The sequence below is a fragment of the Pseudomonas sp. H3_A02 genome, from assembly GCF_054671965.1.
Window position 1 is genome coordinate 5295190 of record NZ_CP162807.1, and the last position, 19890, is coordinate 5315079.

Sequence of the window (19890 nt, forward strand, 5' to 3'; positions counted from 1 at the left end):
GCACAGCGTTTTATGGCTGTGCCTAACGCGCGTAGGCGATCGCCTCGAAATACTGACACTCAAATCCACCGGGCCATCACAAGGATGACCGCTGGAAGTGCTAATCCTGCCAGCATGGTCTGGCAAGCGATGATCCCAGCCATAAGGGGGGCGTCTCCCCCTAATTGCCTTGCCATGATGTAGGAGGATGAGGCTGTGGGCAGTGCCTGGAATAGAAGTGCTGCAACCGCGGCCTTTCCTTCAAGTTCGAACAGGTGGCACGCCCAAAGCGTAACCAGTGGCATGATTAGAAACTTGGTCAGCGACGAGTAACCCACCGGGCGAAACCATTGCCTTATGCTTCCGAACTCAAGCGCAGCACCAACGCAGAGCAATCCGAGCGGCAGTGACGCTTGTCCCAAGGCCTTGAGCATCGGCTCAATACCGACAGGCAGTCCCCAGCCCGAGACCTGGACCAATCCGCCGGCGAAGCACGCGAGTATCAGTGGGTTCAATGCCAACTGCTTGAGGACTTTGCTAAATGGCATCCTGCCGGCTGATCCGTACTTCGCGAACACCATTACGCACAGCATGTTCACACTGGGCACTATGGCCGCGTTCGCGACCGCTGCCAGGGCTATACCCTGCACACCGAACAAGCCCGCGGCTGCCGACACGCCTACGTAGTTATTGAAACGTATCCCACCCTGAAAAACCGAAGTGAACGCAGCATCGTCCATGGTGATCAGCGACTTCGCGCCCAACAACATTAGCGATACCACCACAGTCGAGAACACGAGTACCGAAACCATGCTTTGAAAGGGCACGCCATCAAGGTTGGCGGTCGCCAGTCCGTGAAAGAAAAGTGAAGGCAGCAACACGTAGTACGCCAAGCGCTCTGCCTGTGCCCAAAAAGTATCCGTCAGAAAATGACGACGCTTGAGCCACGCGCCCAGCATGATCAGTAGTGCGATGGGCAACAAGGCAGTCAACAAGGAAAGGGTCATACGCGTGCCTTGGTTTTTTGTGCCGACGGTTCACATCCCACAATCAGTCGGCTCATCAGCGGCATGTCTACGGCAGGTCCAGTAATCATGGTGCCCTCAAGAACTCACTTGTACGAGGACCACGATAAGAGGTCGGACTCCAAAATAAAAACGTTTTAAACTTCAGCAATCAACAAGTATTACTCATGGTTTATCGTGCAAGACATGCGCTTTCACCGCGTTCGCCAGGGCTGCCGCCAGTCGCCCAAGGGGACGATCTTCGCGCTCCAGCAATACCACGCGCCTGGTTTTTTGAGGGATGCCGAAAGGCCCAACGGCCAGTGTTTTCAAGCTTGCGACTTGATGTCCAGAGAGCGGAATGATGGATACGCCCAGCCCGCTTGAGACCATCTGGATAATCGCATCCTGGCTATCCAGTTCCATGCTGGTCTGCACGCGCAGCCGCATAGCGCGAAGCTCTCGCTCAATGGTACGACCTGCCCAGGCGCGACGATCAAATCGAATGAACGGCTGGCTTTTGAGTAGAAGCTTCAAGTCCTCATGCGCATGGGACGCCGGCGCGATGATCCAGAACCCTTCCTCGTAAAGTACCGTGCTTGCCAGGCCATAAGGGTGTGGCTTCACCGGCTCCGTGGTGATCGCAACGTCAAGCTCGCCCGCCTCCATGCGCGAGGCCAACTCAGCGGACATTCCCGACGCAACAGTGATGCGCAGGTGAGGATGCTCAGCACGCATTGCCAACAACGCGAGGGGCAAGACGCTCGCCAGCGCTGTATGAATGGCACCGATTCTGAGCCTGCCGCGCAACTCAGTGTCGCCTCCAATCTCGGAGGAGATCCCGTCGTATAAGGCTAGAATTTCTCGCGCGTGCTCAACGGCAATATGGCCTGCATCCGTCAGCACCGGCAACCGTCGTGAGCGGTCAAACAGGAGCGTATTGAAATCCTCCTCCAATGACCGAACATGAAGGCTGACCGCTGATTGGGTCAGGTGCACGGCGTCCGCTGCCCGAACAAAAGAACCGTATTGGGCAATGGCAAGCAGTGTTCGAAGCGCGCGTAATGACATGGCCATTCATCCTGCAAATTGATGGCCGAGCTTACCAGTTGGGCAGGCGCATGGTTTGGATGAAGCCTCGTTCCTGCCTGGTGATAGTCGCGCGCTTTATACCGGAGTGACCGTGGATTTCTAAGAGCGATAATGACTGAAGCTTTGCGGTTTCAGTCATTTAGCTAGACAGTCCGGCAGTCTGCTCACTGTCGCTCGTCTTTCGGACCGGGCTCATGTCACGACAAAACATTCGCCTGTACTCAGACGGCGAGGTGCCGAGCTGAACGCCGAATTGTTGCCTCAAGGATAAGGGGGTGCCAAACCCTGCTTCACCCGCCACACACTCAATGGGCAGGTCAGTCGTTTCCAACAGTTCCTGCGCCCTGACAACGCGCTGGGCATTCAACCATTTAGAGACGGTGCTGCCGGTAGCCTCCCTGAAGCGCCGAGTGAAAGTGCGCCGACTCATCTTTGCCCTGTCCGCCAGGACGTCGAGCGTCAGGTCACTGGACAGATTCATCCGAGCCCATTCCAGTACGTCAGACAAATGCGTCTCTCTAGATAGGTGCGGCACAGGATATTCTATGTATTGAGCCTGCCCCCCCTGCCTATGTGGCGGTGTGACCAGCATTTTCGCGGTGCGATTCGCGGCCTCGGCTCCAAGTCGTTCGCGAACCAAATGAAGGCAACAATCAATTGCCGCCACGGTTCCTGCTGACGTCACGATATTCTCAGCGCTGACATAAAGCACCTCTGGCCTGAAACGAACATTTGGGAAGCGTCGCGCAAACTCGTCTCGAGCAGTCCAATGCGTGGTTGCTTCTTTGCCATCAAGTAGCCCGGCATCTCCAAGCACGAATGCGCCTAGACACAACCCAACGATGAGCTTTCCTTCGGAATTGGCAAGTTGAAGCGCTTTTACAAGTTCGGCAGATGCAAAAATCGCTTGATCGCCCCACGCAGGGATGATGATCAGGTCAGATGCCGCCATCAATTCCAGGCCCTGAGTGACCTCTAAACCGTCAAACGTATGGCAACGCTGTGCGGCCATTTTGCCGGCTGGTAAATTTTATGAGTGAGCCCAGCCATTGCTGTTCGAAGGACTACGACCGAACAAAGGCTGCCGGTCGTGAAAATCCACTATCGACTCATACTGCTTCAAACCGCAGGTCTTGAACTGCTCGGCGGTGTTTTCACACAGGCTGGGCCCGAAGTAGCCTGTCGACATGAGTGCAGACATTTTTTTGAATCTTGGAACGGGAAACGAGACTCGCATCTGGCGTCCGACCCATTGAAATCTAAGGGTTTTTTTCTTTCAGAAGCAAGAAAAGACTTGATTCTTGGCTTGTTTTTGACGTGCATCAAGGGCTAAGAGGGTGGCCTCGAATCTATGCGAATTTGTTCGATCTATAGCCCATCGGGCGGCAAAGTCCGCATTGGCAGCCGACTCGATGGCCGCTCACAACCGGATCCTGGCGATTAAAGCTGCATGCGGCGAATTGCCAATGACTATAAAAAGTCGCTTTTCGGTGATCCCAATTCCTCTACGCTGATTTCACGCATGCGGAATTTCTGCACCTTGCCGCTGACGGTCATCGGAAAATCGTCAACGAACTTGAAATGGCGCGGCGTCTTGAAGTGAGCGATCCGGCCTTTGCAATACTCGCGTAACTCGTCGGCGCTGACCTGGTGCCCCTCATGCAACCTGACCCAAGCTACAATCTCTTCTCCGTAGGCTTTGTCCGGCACACCGATGACCTGCACGTCTGCCACCGAAGGATGGGTAAAGAAGAACTCTTCGATTTCGCGCGGATAAACATTCTCGCCGCCCCGAATAATCATGTCCTTATTGCGCCCGATGATCCTCAGGTAACCCTCCTCATCCATGATTGCCAGGTCACCGGTGTGCATCCAGCCTGCGTCGTCGATGGCCTCCGCGGTCGCTTGCGGGTTGTTCCAGTAGCCGAGCATTACGCTGTAGCCTCGGGTACACAGTTCGCCGATCTGACCGCGAGCAACGATCCGGTTTTGCTCATCGACGATCTTGCTTTCCAGATGCGGCTGAGTGCGGCCGACACGGGTGACCCGGTGCTCGATATCGTCGTCCGGGCCGGTCTGGGTGGAGACCGGGCTGGTTTCGGTCATGCCGTAGGCGATCTGCATCTCCTTGAGGTGCAGGTCGTCGATCACCCGCTTCATGACTTCGATCGGGCAGGTGGAGCCGGCCATGATGCCCGTTCGCAGACGGCTCAAGTCCAATAATTGGCGCTCAGGGTGGTCGAGCATGGCAATGAACATCGTCGGCACGCCATACATGCCGGTCGCTTTCTCCTGTGCGGCGGCCCGCAGGGTCTCCAGCGGATCGAAGGCTGCGCTGGGGTAGATTATTGTCGTTCCGTGGGTGACACACCCCAGATTGCCCATGACCATGCCGAAGCAGTGATACAGAGGCACCGGTATCACTAACCTGTCGTGCTCGCTGAGCTTCAGGCTTTCACCGACCATGAAACCGTTATTCAGGATGTTGTAGTGACTGAGGGTGGCACCTTTGGGAAATCCAGTGGTACCCGAGGTGTACTGGATGTTGACGGGGTCGTCGAACTGCAGTTGCTCACCGCATTGCCGTAGTTGTTCCGCAGGCACTTGTTCCGCCAGGTCCAACAGGCCCTCCCATGACAACATACCGTCAGCCGGCGTGTCGCCGAGGCTGATCACGCCCTGCAATTCAGGCAACCGGTCGCTTTCCAGTGCGCCGACAGCGCAGCGGTGGAGTTCGGGCAGCAGCTCGTGAAGCATCGCGTGGTAGTTGGAAGTTTTGAACGAGTCGGCACAAATCAGCCAGCGACACCCCGATTGCTTGAGCGTGTACTCAAGCTCGGTCAGACGGTAGGCCGGGTTGATGTTCACCAGCACCGCCCCCACCTTGGCGGTTGCGAACTGGGTGATGCACCATTGCGCGCAGTTCGGCGACCAGATGCCTATCCGTTCACCGGCCTTGAGGCCCAGCGCGAGCAACCCTCGGGCGCAACGATCCACCTCCGCGGCCAACTGTGCCCAGGTATAGCGCAGCCCTTGATGCCGTACGACCAACGCTTCGCCATCGGTGAACCGTTCCACCGCTCGATCGAACGCCGCGCCGATGGTCATCGCCAGCAAGGGTGTGGTTTGCGGTCCACTGGTGTAACTGGGAACACTCATATCGATTCTCTCTGTACGATCCAGGTGTGGGCCGGGGGGTTTACCCCGCAGGTGCCCTGTTGAATGGCTTGTCCTCTTTGTTTTTAACGCGTGAATATTTGCGCCGTGGTAATCGCCATGTCGCCGCCGGGCAATTTGATGTTGCCGATCTGCTTCAAACTGTCGGCATCGAACACCGCTACGTCGTTGAAGGTACCCGCCAGATAAATCTTGCTGCCGGCCTTGTTGAACGAAATGCAGTAGTAGGAATGATCCAGCGTAGCGGCCTGAAGCAGTTTTTTCTGCTTGATGTCGTACTTGGCCAGCCGGTTGAGCACGCCGAACATCAGGTTCGGGTCTTTGGGCGAACGCATGCCACTGAAGTAGATTTCCGTCAGAGGGCCGAAGTCGGTGGTTTCGGTCTTGCCGGTTTTCAGGTCGATGCTGAACAGCCCATAGAGGTACTCGGCGGTCGCCGGGTCCTGCTTCTTGTCCTTGAATTTCGCTGCGGTGTAGAGCAGCGAAAAATCATGACGGTAGGTCTGCTGGTTCCACACGTAGAGCACATCCGGTGCGCTGTAATTGGCACGTTTCCAATGGCGACTGGGAATCAGCACGTCGAACTTGCCAGTGTTCACGTTGACCTTGTAGACATCCGCTCCCGCCACATACAACGTGCCATCGTCGCCGCTTTGCATGATGGTCAGCTGCCGGGGCGCCGGGAAACTGCGAATGGGTTTGGCGTCCATGCCGGCATCGGTGGCGTACACATCGAGCCGAGGTTGCTGCACCTCGTAACGATCGTTGAGCATCAACGTCGGATTGGCGATGGTGAACAGTTCCTTGCCGTCATGGCTGAGGGTAAAGGCGAACATCGACTTCGCTTTCTCCCCCGGTTTCTGGGTAATGCTGGCGTGGAAGACCTGCTTGCAGCTGTCCAGCTCAACGCCGTAGACATCCGCGTAGTGGTTGTTCAGCACGTAGGCGGTCTTGCGATCCGGCGACAGCTGCACGGTGCCAGGACCGAAGGCGTCGGGCATTTTGCAGGTCTTGAACAGGCTGTCGGTGGCCAGGTCGATCACGTGCAGGTTGTTCGGATAATTGGTGGTCACCATATATTCGTGACCGCTTTGGAGCGCGGTGTTTTCATCGGCCAAAACATTGAGCGATATAACGCCCAGGACACCGAACGCGGCCAAGCCGCAGGCTTTGATGCATTGCATGCTGGAATCCTTCTTCATGTCCGATCACTTGTCTTTCGGAAAGACAGTGCCGAGGTTGCGCCAGTTTTCGTTGGACGCCTGGGCATCCTTGTTCCAGTCCGGGTAGGTGCTCATCATGTCCGGCACCTGGGCCGGCCACCAGCATGGGTCGGAGCAGCCATACAGGTCGGCTTCCATTGGCTGGCACAGCGACGACACGCCGCCAAACGCGTCGATTTCCCAACCTGGATCAGTGGTCGAGGCACAGCCGGCGACGGAGCTCATCGCCACCACTTCTTCGATACGGTTTTCGGCCGCGGCCTGATCGAGCTTCTGGGCTTTGTTGTTGATTGCCTTGAGATGTTTCATATCAGTGAGCCTTGCGCGGAGTGATGTAGCTGCTGATAAACGCAGGGTTGTGAGCCATGATCCGGGTGTAGACCTCGATGCCGAAGTCGACCCAGTCACGCATCAGTTCGCAGTAGTGATAAGTCGGATGGGTCGGGTCGCCGTATCGGGCGTAGCTCTCGTGGTAGCAGCCGCCAGAGCAGAGATTGCGGATCTGGCAGTCTTCGCAACCGGTGTTGGTACGGTCCAGGCGCTGGGACAGGAAATCGTTCAACTCGACCTGTTTCACCCCGCTGTGAACGTTGCCGAACGTCGGCAGGCTCGAACCGGTAAAGCGGTGGCACAGGTTCAATTCGCCCTTGTGATCCACCGCCAGCATCTTCAGGCCGGCCCCGCAAGGCAGAGCCTTTTTGTGGCCTTCATGAATATCGGTGATCAACTGGTGCAGGTTGGAAAAACCGATGTTGCGGTGTTCCAGCGCCGCTTCCAGATAACGCCGACCGAGCTTCTTCATGTTGGCGAACACTTCGATCAGCTCGTCGCTGGACAGGTTGAAGCTACTGATATCGCCGGACGTCACCGGAGCAAAACCGACCTCCGCGAAGCCCAGTTCGTTGAACAAGTGATCCCAGATCGTTTCGACGTCGGTGACGCCAGTGGTCAGGGTTACCCGCGCGCCGACCGGGCGGCTGTTGTAGCGCGACAGCAGCATCTGGGCCTTGCGCCGTACCACGTCGTACGTGCCCTGCCCGCCCACGGTGATGCGGTTGCGGTCGTGCACGGTTTTCGGCCCGTCGATACTCACCGAGAGCCCGAAGCGGTGGGCGTTGAGGTAGTCCACGGTGTCTTCGGTGAGCAGCGTGGCGTTGGTGGTCATGACAAATTCGACGAACTTGCCCGCCTCGGCAAAACGCTTTTCACAGTAGTCGACCATGTACTCGATCAGCTTGCGATTGCTCAGCGGCTCGCCGCCGAAGAACACCACGGTGAAACGCTCTTCATCCGGGGATTCGCGCAGCAGCATTTCTACCGAAGCGACCGCTGTTTCAACGTCCATCTTCTTGCCGGCCGAGGGCTTGTCGAGGTCTTCTTTGTAGCAGTAGGTGCAGCTCAGGTTGCAGCCCGTGTTGACGTTGAGCACCACGGTATTGATCGCGGTGCGCTCGACGCGTTTGGTACCGATGTCCGGGGTCAGTGGTGAGCCGTCGCTGACCAGTTCCAGGGAGATCAGCTCACGCAGGGTTTCGGTGATTTCTTCTCCGTTGAAGCGCGCGGCCAAGCGTTGGATCAGGTCGTCCGATGAACAGCCGGGACCGCGCAAGGTATCGATGATGGTGCCCGTCAGCTCATCGCTGGCGAACAGCGAGCTGCTGGGAATGTGGAACAGCATGCGGTCGGCGTCGACATGCACTTCATGCAGATTGCGTTCGACCAGATTCAAAATAGCGCCCATTGCAAACCTCCTGTGCAAGCCCCAATTCATGAGGCCTGCGGTCATTCCGAAAAGTGTCTGGAACCGCTAAAAAACAGCCAACTTATGGAATGGGTGGATTGTTCCAGCGTTGGACGGTGACGATCATGTGGCCTTCGCCGGTCAGGGACCTCCCTGCGTCGTCGACGGCGGCGATCACCTTGAGATTGCCGGCATTGTTGGTGGACATCTTGCGCTGCGGGTTCGGCCCGGCATCGCCTGGGGTAAACACGCCGGTATCGGCCTGCATGGTGCCGGCAAACTTGACGTCTTCATCCTCTTTGGCGCGGTCATCGAAAGCCTCGACCGACCATTGCGCCGGGAACACGCCGATGCGATAGGGCCTACCGTCAGCGCCCTTGCCCCAGGCTTCAGCATCGAAACGACCCTGGACTTTCGGCGTCGAGCCACCGCCCTCGCCGATCCGCGCCACCGAGAATTCGGGCACGACTTTGACTTCAGCGATCTTGCTGTAGACCGACAGCGTCGGGCCTTTCAGCGTGCCGACCGTGACGTTGCGCAGGCCCGGTTGCGCATTGGCAGCCGCCTTGAGTTTGACCCGTAGGCGCTCGGGCGTTTGCTCTAGCACTTGGACCACTTCCACGCCTTTGCCGAAGTCAGGTTTGCCAGTGAGACCGCTGCCGATCAGGGTGACTTCGGTTTCGCTGCCCGCCTTCAGATAACCCGGCTGCACCGCCAGCAAACGATTGGAACCCTGTTTGGCGGCGACGAAGTCCAGCCCCCGCTCGTCGTGCTCGGCCTCGAACATCCGGCCCTGCATGGCGTTGCCCTGGGCGGCGAATACCTGGCGCATGGTCACGCCATCGATGGATACATTGCCGCGCCATTCGTAACCGGTGTAGACAATCGCACTGCCCTCACCATTGAACGGGCTGCCGTCGGCGTACTGACCTTTGACGTTGACCTTGAACGTGTCGCTGCCATCGGCAGTCACGCTCATGACGCCAGCCAGTTCGCCTTTACCCGGCAGGTGCCCGCTGAAGCTCCAATCGCCGACCAGCGCCTCGGCTTTCGGCGCGCTGCCCAGCCATGCTTTCCAGGCCGGGTTGTCCAGCGGATAACGCTTGGCCAGCAACGGCACCATCTCTTTGCGGGCCAGATCGAACCAATCGCGGTCACGGGACAGGGCCTGGTATTCGAGGGACGGCCACTGGCCGAGGTGGAAGTTCACCAGGCGCTCCCATTCCTGGGCGGGTCGGCGCTGCAGCGCAACCCGCGCACCGGAGTGGCAACGGCCGCACATCTGGCTGGTCTGGTCGTCGAATTTCTCGACGGTATTGAGCCGTCGCTCCAGCGCATAACGCACACCGTCGGTCTCGCTCGGCGCCAGGCCCTGGGTGTCGGCCAGGTATTTGACCAGGGTTCGACGATCGTCATCGCTGATCTGCAACCCGTGCATGACCTGCATCCGGGCAATGCTCATCAGCCAGCCTTCCGGCGTCTTGCGCTGGTGGCTGATACGGCTCAGGGCGTTATCGGCTTCGGGGGTGTGGCAGCCCTGACAGGTTTCCTTGAGGATGGTCTGGGCGTCGCGAGCTGCCAGGCTGTAAGGCGAATGCAGCGCCACACAGGCCGCCACGGCCAGCAGACTGACGCTCAGGCCTGATCGGAGTTTTCTCTTCATCAACGTCGAACCTCGCACGGTGCTTTCTTATTTTTGTGGCTTATCGTTTTTATGGTTTCTGCCGTCGGCGACAGCCCGCTAACGGAGGCAAGAGAAACGTCTGCGATGAGCAATACACGGAGCGTGCCAGCTTAACGACTATCTTATTAATCAATTAGTTACATGGTTATTTTGGCTTTCCAACGCGTCAGAACAAGACCGCCTGCGTCTAATATCGCGACAGCTGTTGCACTCTGAGACAAGCATAGATGTCCTCGGCTGAAACACTTCTTGTCCAGCGATGACGTTGGCGCACAACGGGATCTGCTCGTCGTCTCATGCGTTGTCGCGATTTGCGACAAAACCTGGGTGCCAACCGTCCCCTTTCATCGCTAGAACCCCCGCTAACAAAGGCCCATCCACCCGTTCCTGGTACTTGGCACAGCCATTGCCAACTTGGAGAAGTCCACGTTTCTCAGCACAACAAGAGGTCTCATCATGCCGCTGCCTTATCTGCTCCCCGCCACCTCGGCCTTCGTCCAACGCGCCCCACGCATGCTCATCGGCGGCGACTGGGTCGAGGCCGCCGACGGCCAGACCATGCCCCTGCACAATCCGGCCACCGGCGAAGTGCTGTGCTTGGTGCCAAGGTCCACCCCCGACGATGTCGACCGCGCAGTACTCGCCGCCCGCCAGGCTTTCGACGACTCCGCCTGGACGCGCACCCGCCCTAGGGAGCGGCAGAACCTGTTGTGGAAACTCGCCGATCTGATGCAGCGCGACGCCGAACTGCTGGCGCAACTCGAATGCCTGAACAACGGCAAGAGCGCGGCGGTGGCTCAAGTGATGGACGTGCAACTGTCCATCGACTTCCTGCGCTACATGGCCGGTTGGGCAACCAAGATCGAAGGCTCCAGCGTTGACGTGTCGCTGCCGCTGATGCCCAACGATCAATTCCACAGTTTCATTCGCCGCGAAGCGGTGGGCGTGGTCGGGGCCATCGTCGCCTGGAACTTTCCGCTGCTGCTGGCTTGCTGGAAACTCGGCCCGGCCCTGGCCACCGGTTGCACCGTCGTGCTCAAACCCGCCGACGAAACGCCGCTGACCGCGCTGAAACTCGCTGAGCTGGTGCTGGAAGCCGGTTATCCCGAGGGTGTGTTCAACGTGGTCACCGGCACTGGTATCACGGCGGGCTCCGCCCTGACTCACAATCCATTGGTGGACAAGCTGACGTTCACCGGCTCCACCGCCGTAGGCAAGCAGATCGGCAAGATCGCCATGGAATCCATGACCCGGGTCACCCTGGAATTGGGCGGCAAATCACCGACCATCGTCATGGCCGATGCCGACCTGAAGACCGCTGCCGCGGGTGCCGCCAGTGCGATCTTCTTCAACCAGGGCCAGGTTTGCTGCGCCGGCTCCCGGCTGTATGTGCAGCGCAAGCATTTCGACAGTGTGGTGGCGGATATCGCCGACATCGCCAATGCAATGAAGCTCGGCAATGGCCTGGACCCCAGTGTCGAAATGGGCCCGCTGATCTCCGCACGGCAACAGGAACGGGTTTATGGCTACATCGAAAAAGGTCGGGAAAGCGGCGCGACCATCGCCTGCGGCGGTGAATCATTCGGGCCGGGGTTCTTCGTCAAACCCACGGTGATTGTCGATGTCGATCAGCAGCATTCATTGGTACAAGAAGAAATTTTCGGTCCGGTGCTGGTGGCGATTCCGTTCGACGACGAGGCTGACGCGCTGCGCATGGCCAATGACAGCCCTTATGGCCTTGGGGCGAGCATCTGGTCGAACGACTTGGCGGCGGTGCACCGGATGATTCCGCGCATCAAGTCGGGTTCGGTGTGGGTCAACTGCCACAGCGCCCTGGACCCGGCGTTGCCGTTTGGCGGCTACAAGATGTCGGGGGTCGGGCGTGAGATGGGGTATGCGGCGATCGAGCATTACACCGAGTTGAAGTCGGTGTTGATCAAGCTGTGATTGGCGGCGTTCCTTAGACCGCTATCGCGAGCAAGCTCGCTCCCCCGTTGGATTTGTGTTCAACGCAGAGCCACTGTGGGAGCGAGCCTGCTCGCGATAGGGCGGTCCAGACAACCCAAATGTCAGGGCTTGAACCCCTGCCCCAGCAACCAGCTCCGAACCATCCTTCCCTGCTCCACTGACAACCCCGTCAACACCCGCTCGACCGGTTCGCTGCGCAACCGCCGCACCAATGGCGCCAGCTCAACCCCTTGCACATGCCAGATCCCCAGCGGCTGATCCGACGTGATCACCACTTCGGCCTCATCCACGAATCCATCCCTGAGCACCGGCGCAGACTCAATCTTCAAAGCGGAAAAATCCGCCGCGGCGTGGGCGACCTCAGCATCCGGCCATTGCCTTCGCGCCTGCCAGAACGGCTGGTCCGGCCAGCGCTGCTCATCGGCATAGAAGTCCCGGCCAATGCGCGCGAAGCGTAAAAATAACTGCTCTACCCGCTGCTGATGAAAACGCTGTGCCAGCAACCTCCGTTCAGGTTTGCGCAACAGCGTGTTGATCACCGTTGGCGCCTGCAACGCCGAAGACAATGACTGAAAGATGCCATTCCCCGACAGCGGATCCACCGCCATGGCGGCGTCGCCCACACGAATCCAATGGTCGCCACAGACCTGCGGACACAAAATCGCCGTGCTGCTTCGGGCATGCAGGTGCAGATCGGCTTGCGGTTCACCCCCGAAAAACGCCTGGGTCAATGCCGACTGCTGGAACCGCTGACGGCAGTAATCGAGCAACAGCGCCTTGCCCGGCAACTCGGCACTGACCACGTCCACTGTCCATTGCCAATAGCACTGGCCGTCGGCCCGACGCGCCATCCAGGCCCAGCCGTCCGCAAGGCTTTCCACAGCACTGGCGGTGGTACCCGGCGCACCTTGCCAGCGATTGAGCAGACTGACCGTCTCCGGCCCACGCAAGCCCTTGCCAAGGGCCGGTGCCTGGCGTCCGCGGGCCTCCACCAGGAAATCCGCGAGCAGCGCATCACGCCCTTGCAGTTCGATTCGATGTCCCGAAACGTGCGACTGCACCGTCAGCACTCGGCCCTCGATCAACTCAACGCCGGCCAGGCGCAAGTCCTCGCGCAAGCCGCGATCGAAGCTCGGGCGATCCAGCAAAAATTCAATGTTCTGAGCATGCTCCTGACCGTTCCAGGACACCTGTCGCTGGGAAGGCTGCGCCGCATCCGGCAATGCCTGATGCAGCCCCGCACCGCGCAGTGCCTCCAGCACCCGCATGGACACCCCTTCGAGCGCCGCAAAGCGCCGCCACTCACTGACCAGCGTGACGGGGTATCCAAGCCGCCGCAACCCCAGGGCCACCGCCGCCCCCGCAGGCCCCGCGCCAAGAATCACAATCGGCTTCATGGGCCGGCCCGCCGTTCAGGGCCGTGATAATGGGCGTTCTTTTGCAGCCACTCGACAATCTGTTCGTTGCTCGCCTCGGGATTTTCAACGAGAAAACCCACAATATGCCCGCTCAATGCCGCACAGCCGAGACTCGCGCCCGACTGCCCCGGGTAGGTACCGTAAACACACGCGGCAAAATCTGCCTGGGCGCTGTCGAGCCACGACCATTGCTGCTCGGTGCAACGAGCGTCGCCAGTGACCCGCAGCACCTGCGGATAATCCGCCGGGAACACTCCTAAGCCCTGAGCCGGGCTTGACGCACACAATAGAATGCCCTGCGCCACCGCTGCTGCGCAGGCTTCACGCAACAAGCTTCGATCCTGCCGCAAACCGAGGCTCAGATTGATCAACCGCACGTCCTGCGCCACCAGCCAATCGATGGCGGTAGCGATCTGCAAGGCGCTGGTGACGCCACGCTGGTCGAACACCTGAGCGACGCAAAAAACCGCCGCCGGTGCACGCCGGCTGATGGCCTCGATCACCGCGCTGCCATGACCTAGCGGATCGTCGCGCAAATCGCTTTCGGCCAGGCCATCCTCCCGCAGCGAGAACCGTCGACCGGCAATCACCCGCACTCGTTGCGCTGCGCAATGACCACTGTCCACCACCCCAATCCGCAGCTCAGGCCTCATGCTGCACCGTTCTTGACGTAAGCACGCCATCCAGCAGTTCAAAGCACAAATCGGCATCGGCCAGGGTCGAGGGGCGATGGCTGATCAGGATCCGCGTACGCCCGGCGAACAACCGGTCGATGGCCGCGATCACTTCCCGCTCGGTGGCTTCGTCGACCGCCGAAGTCGCTTCGTCCAGCACCAGGATCAACGGATCCTGCAACAGCGCCCGGGCGATGGCGATGCGCTGTTTCTGTCCGCCGGATAACTGCTGGCCACGCTCGCCCAAAGGGCTATCGAGGCCTTCGGGCAGTGATTCGATGAGACTGTCGAGCTGCGCCAGCCGCGCCACTTCGGCAATCGCTTCGCGACTGGCGTCCGGCACCGCGTAGGCCAGGTTGTCGGCGAGGCTGCCGCGAAACAGCACGATGTCCTGACTGACCACGGCGATCCGCCGACGCAACTGGAACAGGTCCAGTTCCCGCAGATCGACCTCCCCCAGCAAGACCCGACCGGACTGCGGATCGTGGTGCCGCTGCAGCAGATCGATCAGGGTCGACTTACCGACACCAGAGCCGCCGCTCAGGGCGACTTTCAAACCATAGGGAATTCGCGCTTGAATACCACGCAAGGTGGTCGGGCGACCGGGGTGGCTGAAGTGCACGTTGTCGAAACGCAGTTCGCCAGAATCCGGCATCGGCTGCGGCGCAACAGGGGTGAGTACAGTCGGCTCTTCACCGCGCAGTTCCATGACCCGCCCAAGGCTCACGGTCATCCGCTGAATCGCGACGTAGAGCCCAAGCAGGCTCTGGACCGGGCCGACAGCCATGCCCAGATAGGTGGAAAACGCGATCAGCGCGCCCAATTGCCAAGTCCCTTGCACCACCCAGTATCCCCCAATCAAAAACGCACAGGCCCGCGACAACGATGTCAGCGTGCCGGGCACCGCTTGGGTGAAAAACTCAGTGACTTGCAGGCGCAGGAGCTGACTCATATACCCTTGGCCCAACGTCTCCAGCCGCCGCGCCTCGCGCTGCTGCTGACCGGCGGACTGAATGAATTTCATCACCGGCAAGGTCTCGACCATGAACGAGGACATGTCCGCGGAACGCTCGCGCAACTGCCGCACATCGCGCTCGACCTTACGCCGCATCCAGCGTAGCCAAAACACGTCGAGTGGAATCAGCACCAAGGCCAGCAGCGAAAGCTGCCACGACAGGGTCACCAACATCGCCACGGCAACCACCAGGCCAATCACGCTCGACACCGCCGAGAACAGCGAGTCCACGGCAAAGCGCTGGATCTCCGCGACATCGCCGTCGAGACGCGACATCAAATCGCCGATTCGCCGTTGGCCGAAGAAACCCGGCGAGAGCGCCTGCAAATGCCGATAAAGGTCATCGCGCAGGGCAAACAGAATCCGTCCGGATAATCGCGTGTGCAGGTAACGATTGATGCCCGACAGCGCCGTCCCCAACAACCCGGCGACAATCATCAACCCGGCGATCAGCACCAGCATCGCAAAATTGCGCGCCAACAGGCCGTCGTCGATCAGCAGCTTGGTTAGCCAGGGTTGCACCAATACCAGCGACGAGGCGCAGACCGACAGCCCAAGCAGCCCGGCAATCGCCAACCGGTGCGGGCGCACGAAGCTGTAGAGCCAGCGCAGCGCCGCTTGCAGGGCCGCGGGGTTCTGGCTGTCGATCAGCCGAACGATCAACCGCAACATCACGAACGCAACAGTTTGAGCTTGCGATACAGGGTCGCGCGGCTGATACCCAGGGCATCGGCGGCGGCCGAGACGTTACCTTGATGCATGTCCAGGGACTGGCGAATCAGTTCCAGCTCATGTTCACGAATACTGCCGCTCTGAGGGCGTTCGCCGGCGCTCAGTTCGTCGAGCATACTGTCGGGCAGATGGTCGAGGGTGAGTAGGGTGTCCCCCGGCTCACGCATGGCCAGCGCGGTGCGCAGGACCATTTCCAGTTGGCGGATGTTGCCCGGCCAATGATAACCGCCTAGCAGGCGGATCAAATCGTCATGCAGGACCACCGTCGGCGCGTCGAGCTTGGCCAGCAAATGATCGACCAGGCCATTGAAGTCGTCGCGCTCGCGCAGGGCCGGGAGCATCACGCTGACGCCGTTGACCCGGTAGAACAGATCCTCGCGAAAATGTTTGTCTTCCACCAGCCGCTTGAGGTCGCGGTGCGTGGCGCAGATCAAGGCAATGTCGATCTCTTGCTCTTCTCCAGCACCCAGCGGCGCGACCTTGCGGTCCTGCAATACCCTGAGTAAACGGGCCTGCAAAGCCAGCGGCATGTCGCCGATTTCATCGAGAAACAACGTACCGCCGTGGGCCTGTTGCAAGCGCCCTACCATGCCGCCCCGACGCGAACCGGTAAAAGCGCCTTCGCGATAGCCAAACAGCTCCGACTCGATCAGGCCTTCGGGGATGGCTGCGCAGTTCACCGCGACAAAAGGTTTGTCGCAGCGCGTTCCAGCCATATGCAACGCTCGGGCAATGACTTCCTTGCCGGTGCCCGTTTCGCCCAGCAGCAACACTGGCAATTCATTGGCCAGGCCTTGGCGGGCCATGCGCAGCGCCCGGGCGTAACGAGCATTGTTGCCGGCCAGGGATTCGAGATCGGGTTGCGGTTTAGCGGTTTTAGTCGGGGTGCGCGATGGCGTGCTGACATTGATCAAGCGCTGCGGCGCGCGCAGGGTTTTGTAGAAAAATTCACCCTTGGCGGTTTGCAGACTGCCGATGCCGCTCTGATGCAAACGCGATAACAGCTGCAGGCCATCGACACCCAGGAACTCTTCACAGCGTCGGCCAACCAGCGCCGAACGCTCGGCATGGAGCAACTGGCACGCCTGGGCGCTGACCGCAAGGATCTGCCCGCCGAGACTCACCGCGAGCAAGCCCTGCCAAGGGGATTCAAGGTATTGCCGACGGCTGTGGAAGGCGAGGACGATCTGATCCGGGTAACAAGCGTTGAACACACGGCTTTCGATCTGGCTGACGGCCATGGTCAGCAACGCGGTGCTGTCGTGAACGCGGCCGAGCGGGCCTTCGCGGGTCAGGTCAAGGACCCCAAGGATGTCGCCCTGCGGGCAATAAATCGGCACCGAGGTGCAGGAGAAATTGGTCAGACGGTCGAGGTAATGTTCGCCGCAATCAATCATCGTTGGCCGGGCTTCCACCAGCGCGGTACCCAGCGCGTTGGTGCCCCGCGCCGCTTCGCTCCAGCAAGCGCCCAGCGTGATGTCTTGCAGCCCGCTCCCTTTGAAACCATCGGTGCGCCCTTCGGCGGCAAGGATGGTAGCGTCGGAATTGGCGAGGATGATGAGCCCTTCCTTGCCCTGGCGTTCGGCCAGATAATCGATGGCCGGCGTCGCCGCATCGATCAACAATCGATTGCTTTCCAGCAGCACTTCAAGGCTCGCGTTCGATTCCAGCGCCAGTTCTTGCTTGGCATTGAAATGCACGCCATGGCTGAGACTGCGCCGCCACGACGCATCGATTTCCGCACGCAGTACGCCATCGGGAACGGTGCCCTCAAGATGCAGTTTTTCCCGGGCCAGGCGGGCTTCGCGATGAAGTTTGGGATGAGTTGTCTTTATCAGCATCAGCAAGCGCTCCGGATCGGTCCGCCCTGCGCCCTTCTGAGTTCAGCGCCTTGTTGCCATCTTTACGTTAACGTCAGGGCATTGGCAAGTGCGTTACGGCATTTCCAATGCTTAGGGGACAACGTGACCATCCATCGCCCGACCAGACGACCAATGGGCTTTCCCTTCAGAGGTAATAGACGACGTTCGTTACGATGACGAACCTATACGATTAGCTTGTCAGGCCCAAAGCCCCCCCATGCCAGCCCCGATAACAGCATCGCGGCCGCTTTCCGGGTGTCTTTCGAATGGAACGGCCAATAGTTGATGATCATGAGCCGCGCCATGGAGTAACGTGCGAATCCAGACTTGACCGACATCGCAACAACTCTACCTGTAGATGATCGCCACGGCGCGAACGAAACCTGCCGAGGCATGCTTGATCTTATACGGAAAGCAGGACACCTCGAATCCGTGGTCCGGCAAACTCTCCAGATTCGCCAGCTTTTCCATCTGACCATAACCAATGTCACGACCGGCCTTGTGTCCCTCCCAAATGATCGAGGCATCGCCGCTGGCAAGAAAGCGCTCGCGGGTTGACTTGAAGGGAGCATCCCAACTCCAGGCATCAGTGCCGACCACTCGCACGCCACGTTCGAGCAGGTATAGCGTGGCCTCGCGGCCCATCCCAATGCTGGCATCCAGATAAGCCGGTTGACCGAAGATTGCCCCGGCACGCACGCTTCTGGGCGATCTGAACCAGGGAAAAAAGTCTTTCGATCATCAATGAACCACCTAAAATCGCTTGGCTACGAGGATTGACTGTAATTAACGAAAATCACGGATAGATATCCAAATCTCAAACGATGTGTTCGTGGGCAAAATGGCATAATATGCCAATAATCAAAAAACCTGTCTGCCCAAAGCTGGAGCTAATTATGGCGACGCGAAACGTTGTGCTCACCCCTCACCAGGAACAGGTTATCCATGACCTGGTGCAGTCCGGCCGTTATCAGAATGCCAGCGAAGTGATGCGAGAAGGTTTGCGTCTATTGGAGCAGCGCGTCGCCGAAGACACCGCCAAAATTGAAGCCCTGCGTCAGGCGACCTCGATCGGCATCATGGACCTTGAATGCGGGCGCTTTACGCGGTTGAACGAAGGGGATCTGGAGCACTACCTCGAGGGCTTGAGTCTGGAGGCAACCCTCCCCGCGAGCGAGAAACACTGAGCATGCCGCAGTATCGGATTTCCAACGCGGCGCGCGCCGATATTGTCGACATCCTCAGGCTCTCCCAGACGCAGTTCGGCGATCAAGCACGCCAGCGCTACCAGGCACTGATCCTCGCGGCGCTGCAAGCGATTGCCAACACGCCTTATCGCGTTGGCAGCCACGACCGCGATAAGCTTGCACCGGGCCTTCGCAGCTATCACCTCGTCTATTCACGCCAGCAGGCCAAACAACTTCATGGAGTGGTCAAAAGTCCGCGACATATCGTGTTCTATCGTGTGGGAGACGGCGACGTGATTGAGATCGTCCGACTCCTCCATGACGCCATGGAGGTGCCGTTGCATCTGCCCAACGATTGACCACAAACGCCAAAGGCATAAATCCCAGGCACAAAAAAGCCACTCATCTGAGTGGCTTTTCTGTGAATCTTGGAGCGGGAAACGAGACTCGAACTCGCGACCCCGACCTTGGCAAGGTCGTGCTCTACCAACTGAGCTATTCCCGCGTCTTGGTGTGGCGCATTCTATAGATTCAGATTACGCCGTCAACCCTTTGATTCAAAAAAGTTTTATTTCGGCTCTACATCCGTCCGCAGATGCGGCCACGCCGCGCGCAGGTATTGGACCATCGACCACAGCGTCAGCCCAGCGGAAACCAGCAGCAATGCATAGCCCAACAGCACCCAGAAGCTGAAGTCCGACGGGTTGGCCAGCAGGATCACCAGCGCCAGCATCTGCGCGGCGGTTTTCCATTTGCCCAGGTTCGACACCGCGACCTGGGCGCGGGCGCCCAGCTCGGCCATCCATTCACGGAGCGCCGAGACGACGATTTCGCGGCCGATGATCACCGCCGCCGGCAAGGTCAGCCAGAGGTTGCCGTGTTCTTGTACCAGCAGCACCAGTGCCACCGCGACCATCAACTTGTCGGCCACCGGGTCGAGGAAGGCACCGAACGGCGTGCTCTGCTCCAGGCGTCGAGCCAGGTAACCATCCAGCCAGTCCGTCGCGGCGGCGAAGGCGAAGACCGAGGCGGAGGCCACGTAGCTCCAGTGGTACGGCAAATAGAACAGCAATATGAAGATCGGAATGAGCAGGACGCGTAGAACGGTAATCAGATTTGGGATATTCATCGGCA

At 59.3% G+C, this 19890-nt stretch carries 16 protein-coding genes, 1 tRNA gene and 1 pseudogene; 3 read left to right on the plus strand and 15 right to left on the minus strand.

What is annotated here, in order from left to right; all coding sequences use genetic code 11:
* Positions 1-59: 59 nt before the first annotated feature.
* The 8 genes from AB4N80_RS23235 to peaA all read right to left on the minus strand — a co-directional run bounded on the left by AB4N80_RS23235 (position 60) and on the right by peaA (position 9879).
* Positions 60-986: an AEC family transporter gene (locus tag AB4N80_RS23235; RefSeq protein WP_258632700.1), complete on the minus strand. Its 927-nt coding sequence runs from the start codon at positions 984-986 to the stop codon at positions 60-62.
* Positions 987-1169: 183 nt separating this feature from the next.
* Entirely contained in the window at positions 1170-2054 is an 885-nt protein-coding gene (locus AB4N80_RS23240; RefSeq protein WP_258632698.1) for a LysR family transcriptional regulator, read from the minus strand.
* A gap of 160 nt (positions 2055-2214) precedes the next feature.
* Entirely contained in the window at positions 2215-3087 is an 873-nt protein-coding gene (locus AB4N80_RS23245; RefSeq protein ID WP_460079019.1) for a GlxA family transcriptional regulator, read from the minus strand.
* Positions 3088-3545: 458 nt separating this feature from the next.
* Positions 3546-5234 carry an AMP-binding protein gene (locus AB4N80_RS23250; RefSeq protein ID WP_354336925.1) on the minus strand — a complete coding sequence of 563 codons (1689 nt, stop codon included), beginning with the start codon at positions 5232-5234 and terminating at the stop codon, positions 3546-3548.
* Between the two features lie 83 nt (positions 5235-5317).
* A complete protein-coding gene (peaD, locus tag AB4N80_RS23255; protein WP_186631228.1) occupies positions 5318-6436 on the minus strand; it encodes a quinohemoprotein amine dehydrogenase subunit beta in 1119 nt (372 codons plus the stop codon).
* A 24-nt stretch (positions 6437-6460) separates the two neighbouring features.
* Positions 6461-6784: a quinohemoprotein amine dehydrogenase subunit gamma gene (gene qhpC, locus AB4N80_RS23260; RefSeq protein WP_007933151.1), complete on the minus strand. Its 324-nt coding sequence runs from the start codon at positions 6782-6784 to the stop codon at positions 6461-6463.
* 1 nt (position 6785) lies between these two features.
* A complete protein-coding gene (gene peaB / locus AB4N80_RS23265; protein ID WP_068934532.1) occupies positions 6786-8216 on the minus strand; it encodes a quinohemoprotein amine dehydrogenase maturation protein in 1431 nt (476 codons plus the stop codon).
* 82 nt (positions 8217-8298) lie between these two features.
* Positions 8299-9879: a quinohemoprotein amine dehydrogenase subunit alpha gene (gene peaA / locus AB4N80_RS23270; protein WP_354336923.1), complete on the minus strand. Its 1581-nt coding sequence runs from the start codon at positions 9877-9879 to the stop codon at positions 8299-8301.
* A gap of 477 nt (positions 9880-10356) precedes the next feature.
* Between peaA and AB4N80_RS23275 the strand changes: the two genes are divergently transcribed.
* A complete protein-coding gene (locus tag AB4N80_RS23275) occupies positions 10357-11847 on the plus strand; it encodes an aldehyde dehydrogenase family protein (RefSeq protein WP_354336922.1) in 1491 nt (496 codons plus the stop codon).
* A gap of 122 nt (positions 11848-11969) precedes the next feature.
* Here the strand turns inward: AB4N80_RS23275 and qhpG are convergent, their stop codons facing one another.
* The 5 genes and pseudogenes from qhpG to AB4N80_RS23300 all read right to left on the minus strand — a co-directional run.
* Positions 11970-13265, minus strand: a complete 1296-nt coding sequence (gene qhpG / locus AB4N80_RS23280; RefSeq protein ID WP_354336920.1) for a flavin-dependent monooxygenase QhpG — start codon at positions 13263-13265, stop codon at positions 11970-11972.
* A complete protein-coding gene (gene qhpE, locus AB4N80_RS23285; RefSeq protein WP_354336918.1) occupies positions 13262-13939 on the minus strand; it encodes a subtilisin-like serine protease QhpE in 678 nt (225 codons plus the stop codon). Before qhpE ends, qhpG begins: the two co-directional genes overlap by 4 nt.
* Complete coding sequence (locus AB4N80_RS23290; RefSeq protein WP_354336916.1) at positions 13929-15647, minus strand: ABC transporter ATP-binding protein; 1719 nt, start codon at positions 15645-15647, stop codon at positions 13929-13931. Before AB4N80_RS23290 ends, qhpE begins: the two co-directional genes overlap by 11 nt.
* The gene (locus AB4N80_RS23295; protein ID WP_354336935.1) at positions 15647-17551 is read right to left on the minus strand and encodes a sigma-54-dependent Fis family transcriptional regulator; all 1905 of its coding nucleotides are present in this window, start codon (positions 17549-17551) and stop codon (positions 15647-15649) included. The genes AB4N80_RS23290 and AB4N80_RS23295 overlap by 1 nt, the downstream gene beginning before the upstream one ends.
* A 366-nt stretch (positions 17552-17917) precedes the next feature.
* Positions 17918-18271: pseudogene (locus AB4N80_RS23300) on the minus strand (cyclase family protein); the annotation flags it as partial.
* 194 nt (positions 18272-18465) lie between these two features.
* Between AB4N80_RS23300 and AB4N80_RS23305 the strand changes: the two are divergent.
* Positions 18466-18756, plus strand: coding sequence for a type II toxin-antitoxin system ParD family antitoxin (locus AB4N80_RS23305; RefSeq protein WP_122568228.1), 291 nt, complete (start codon positions 18466-18468; stop codon positions 18754-18756).
* A 2-nt stretch (positions 18757-18758) separates the two neighbouring features.
* Positions 18759-19115 carry a type II toxin-antitoxin system RelE/ParE family toxin gene (locus tag AB4N80_RS23310; RefSeq protein WP_068934520.1) on the plus strand — a complete coding sequence of 119 codons (357 nt, stop codon included), beginning with the start codon at positions 18759-18761 and terminating at the stop codon, positions 19113-19115.
* Positions 19116-19185: 70 nt separating this feature from the next.
* Here AB4N80_RS23310 and AB4N80_RS23315 read toward each other — a convergent pair.
* Both AB4N80_RS23315 and pgsA read right to left on the minus strand, forming a co-directional pair.
* Positions 19186-19261: transfer RNA gene (locus AB4N80_RS23315), tRNA-Gly, on the minus strand.
* Between the two features lie 63 nt (positions 19262-19324).
* Positions 19325-19885 (minus strand): CDP-diacylglycerol--glycerol-3-phosphate 3-phosphatidyltransferase, encoded by a 561-nt coding sequence (gene pgsA, locus AB4N80_RS23320; RefSeq protein ID WP_018608070.1) that lies wholly within the window; start codon positions 19883-19885, stop codon positions 19325-19327.
* Between the last annotated feature and the right edge of the window lie 5 nt (positions 19886-19890).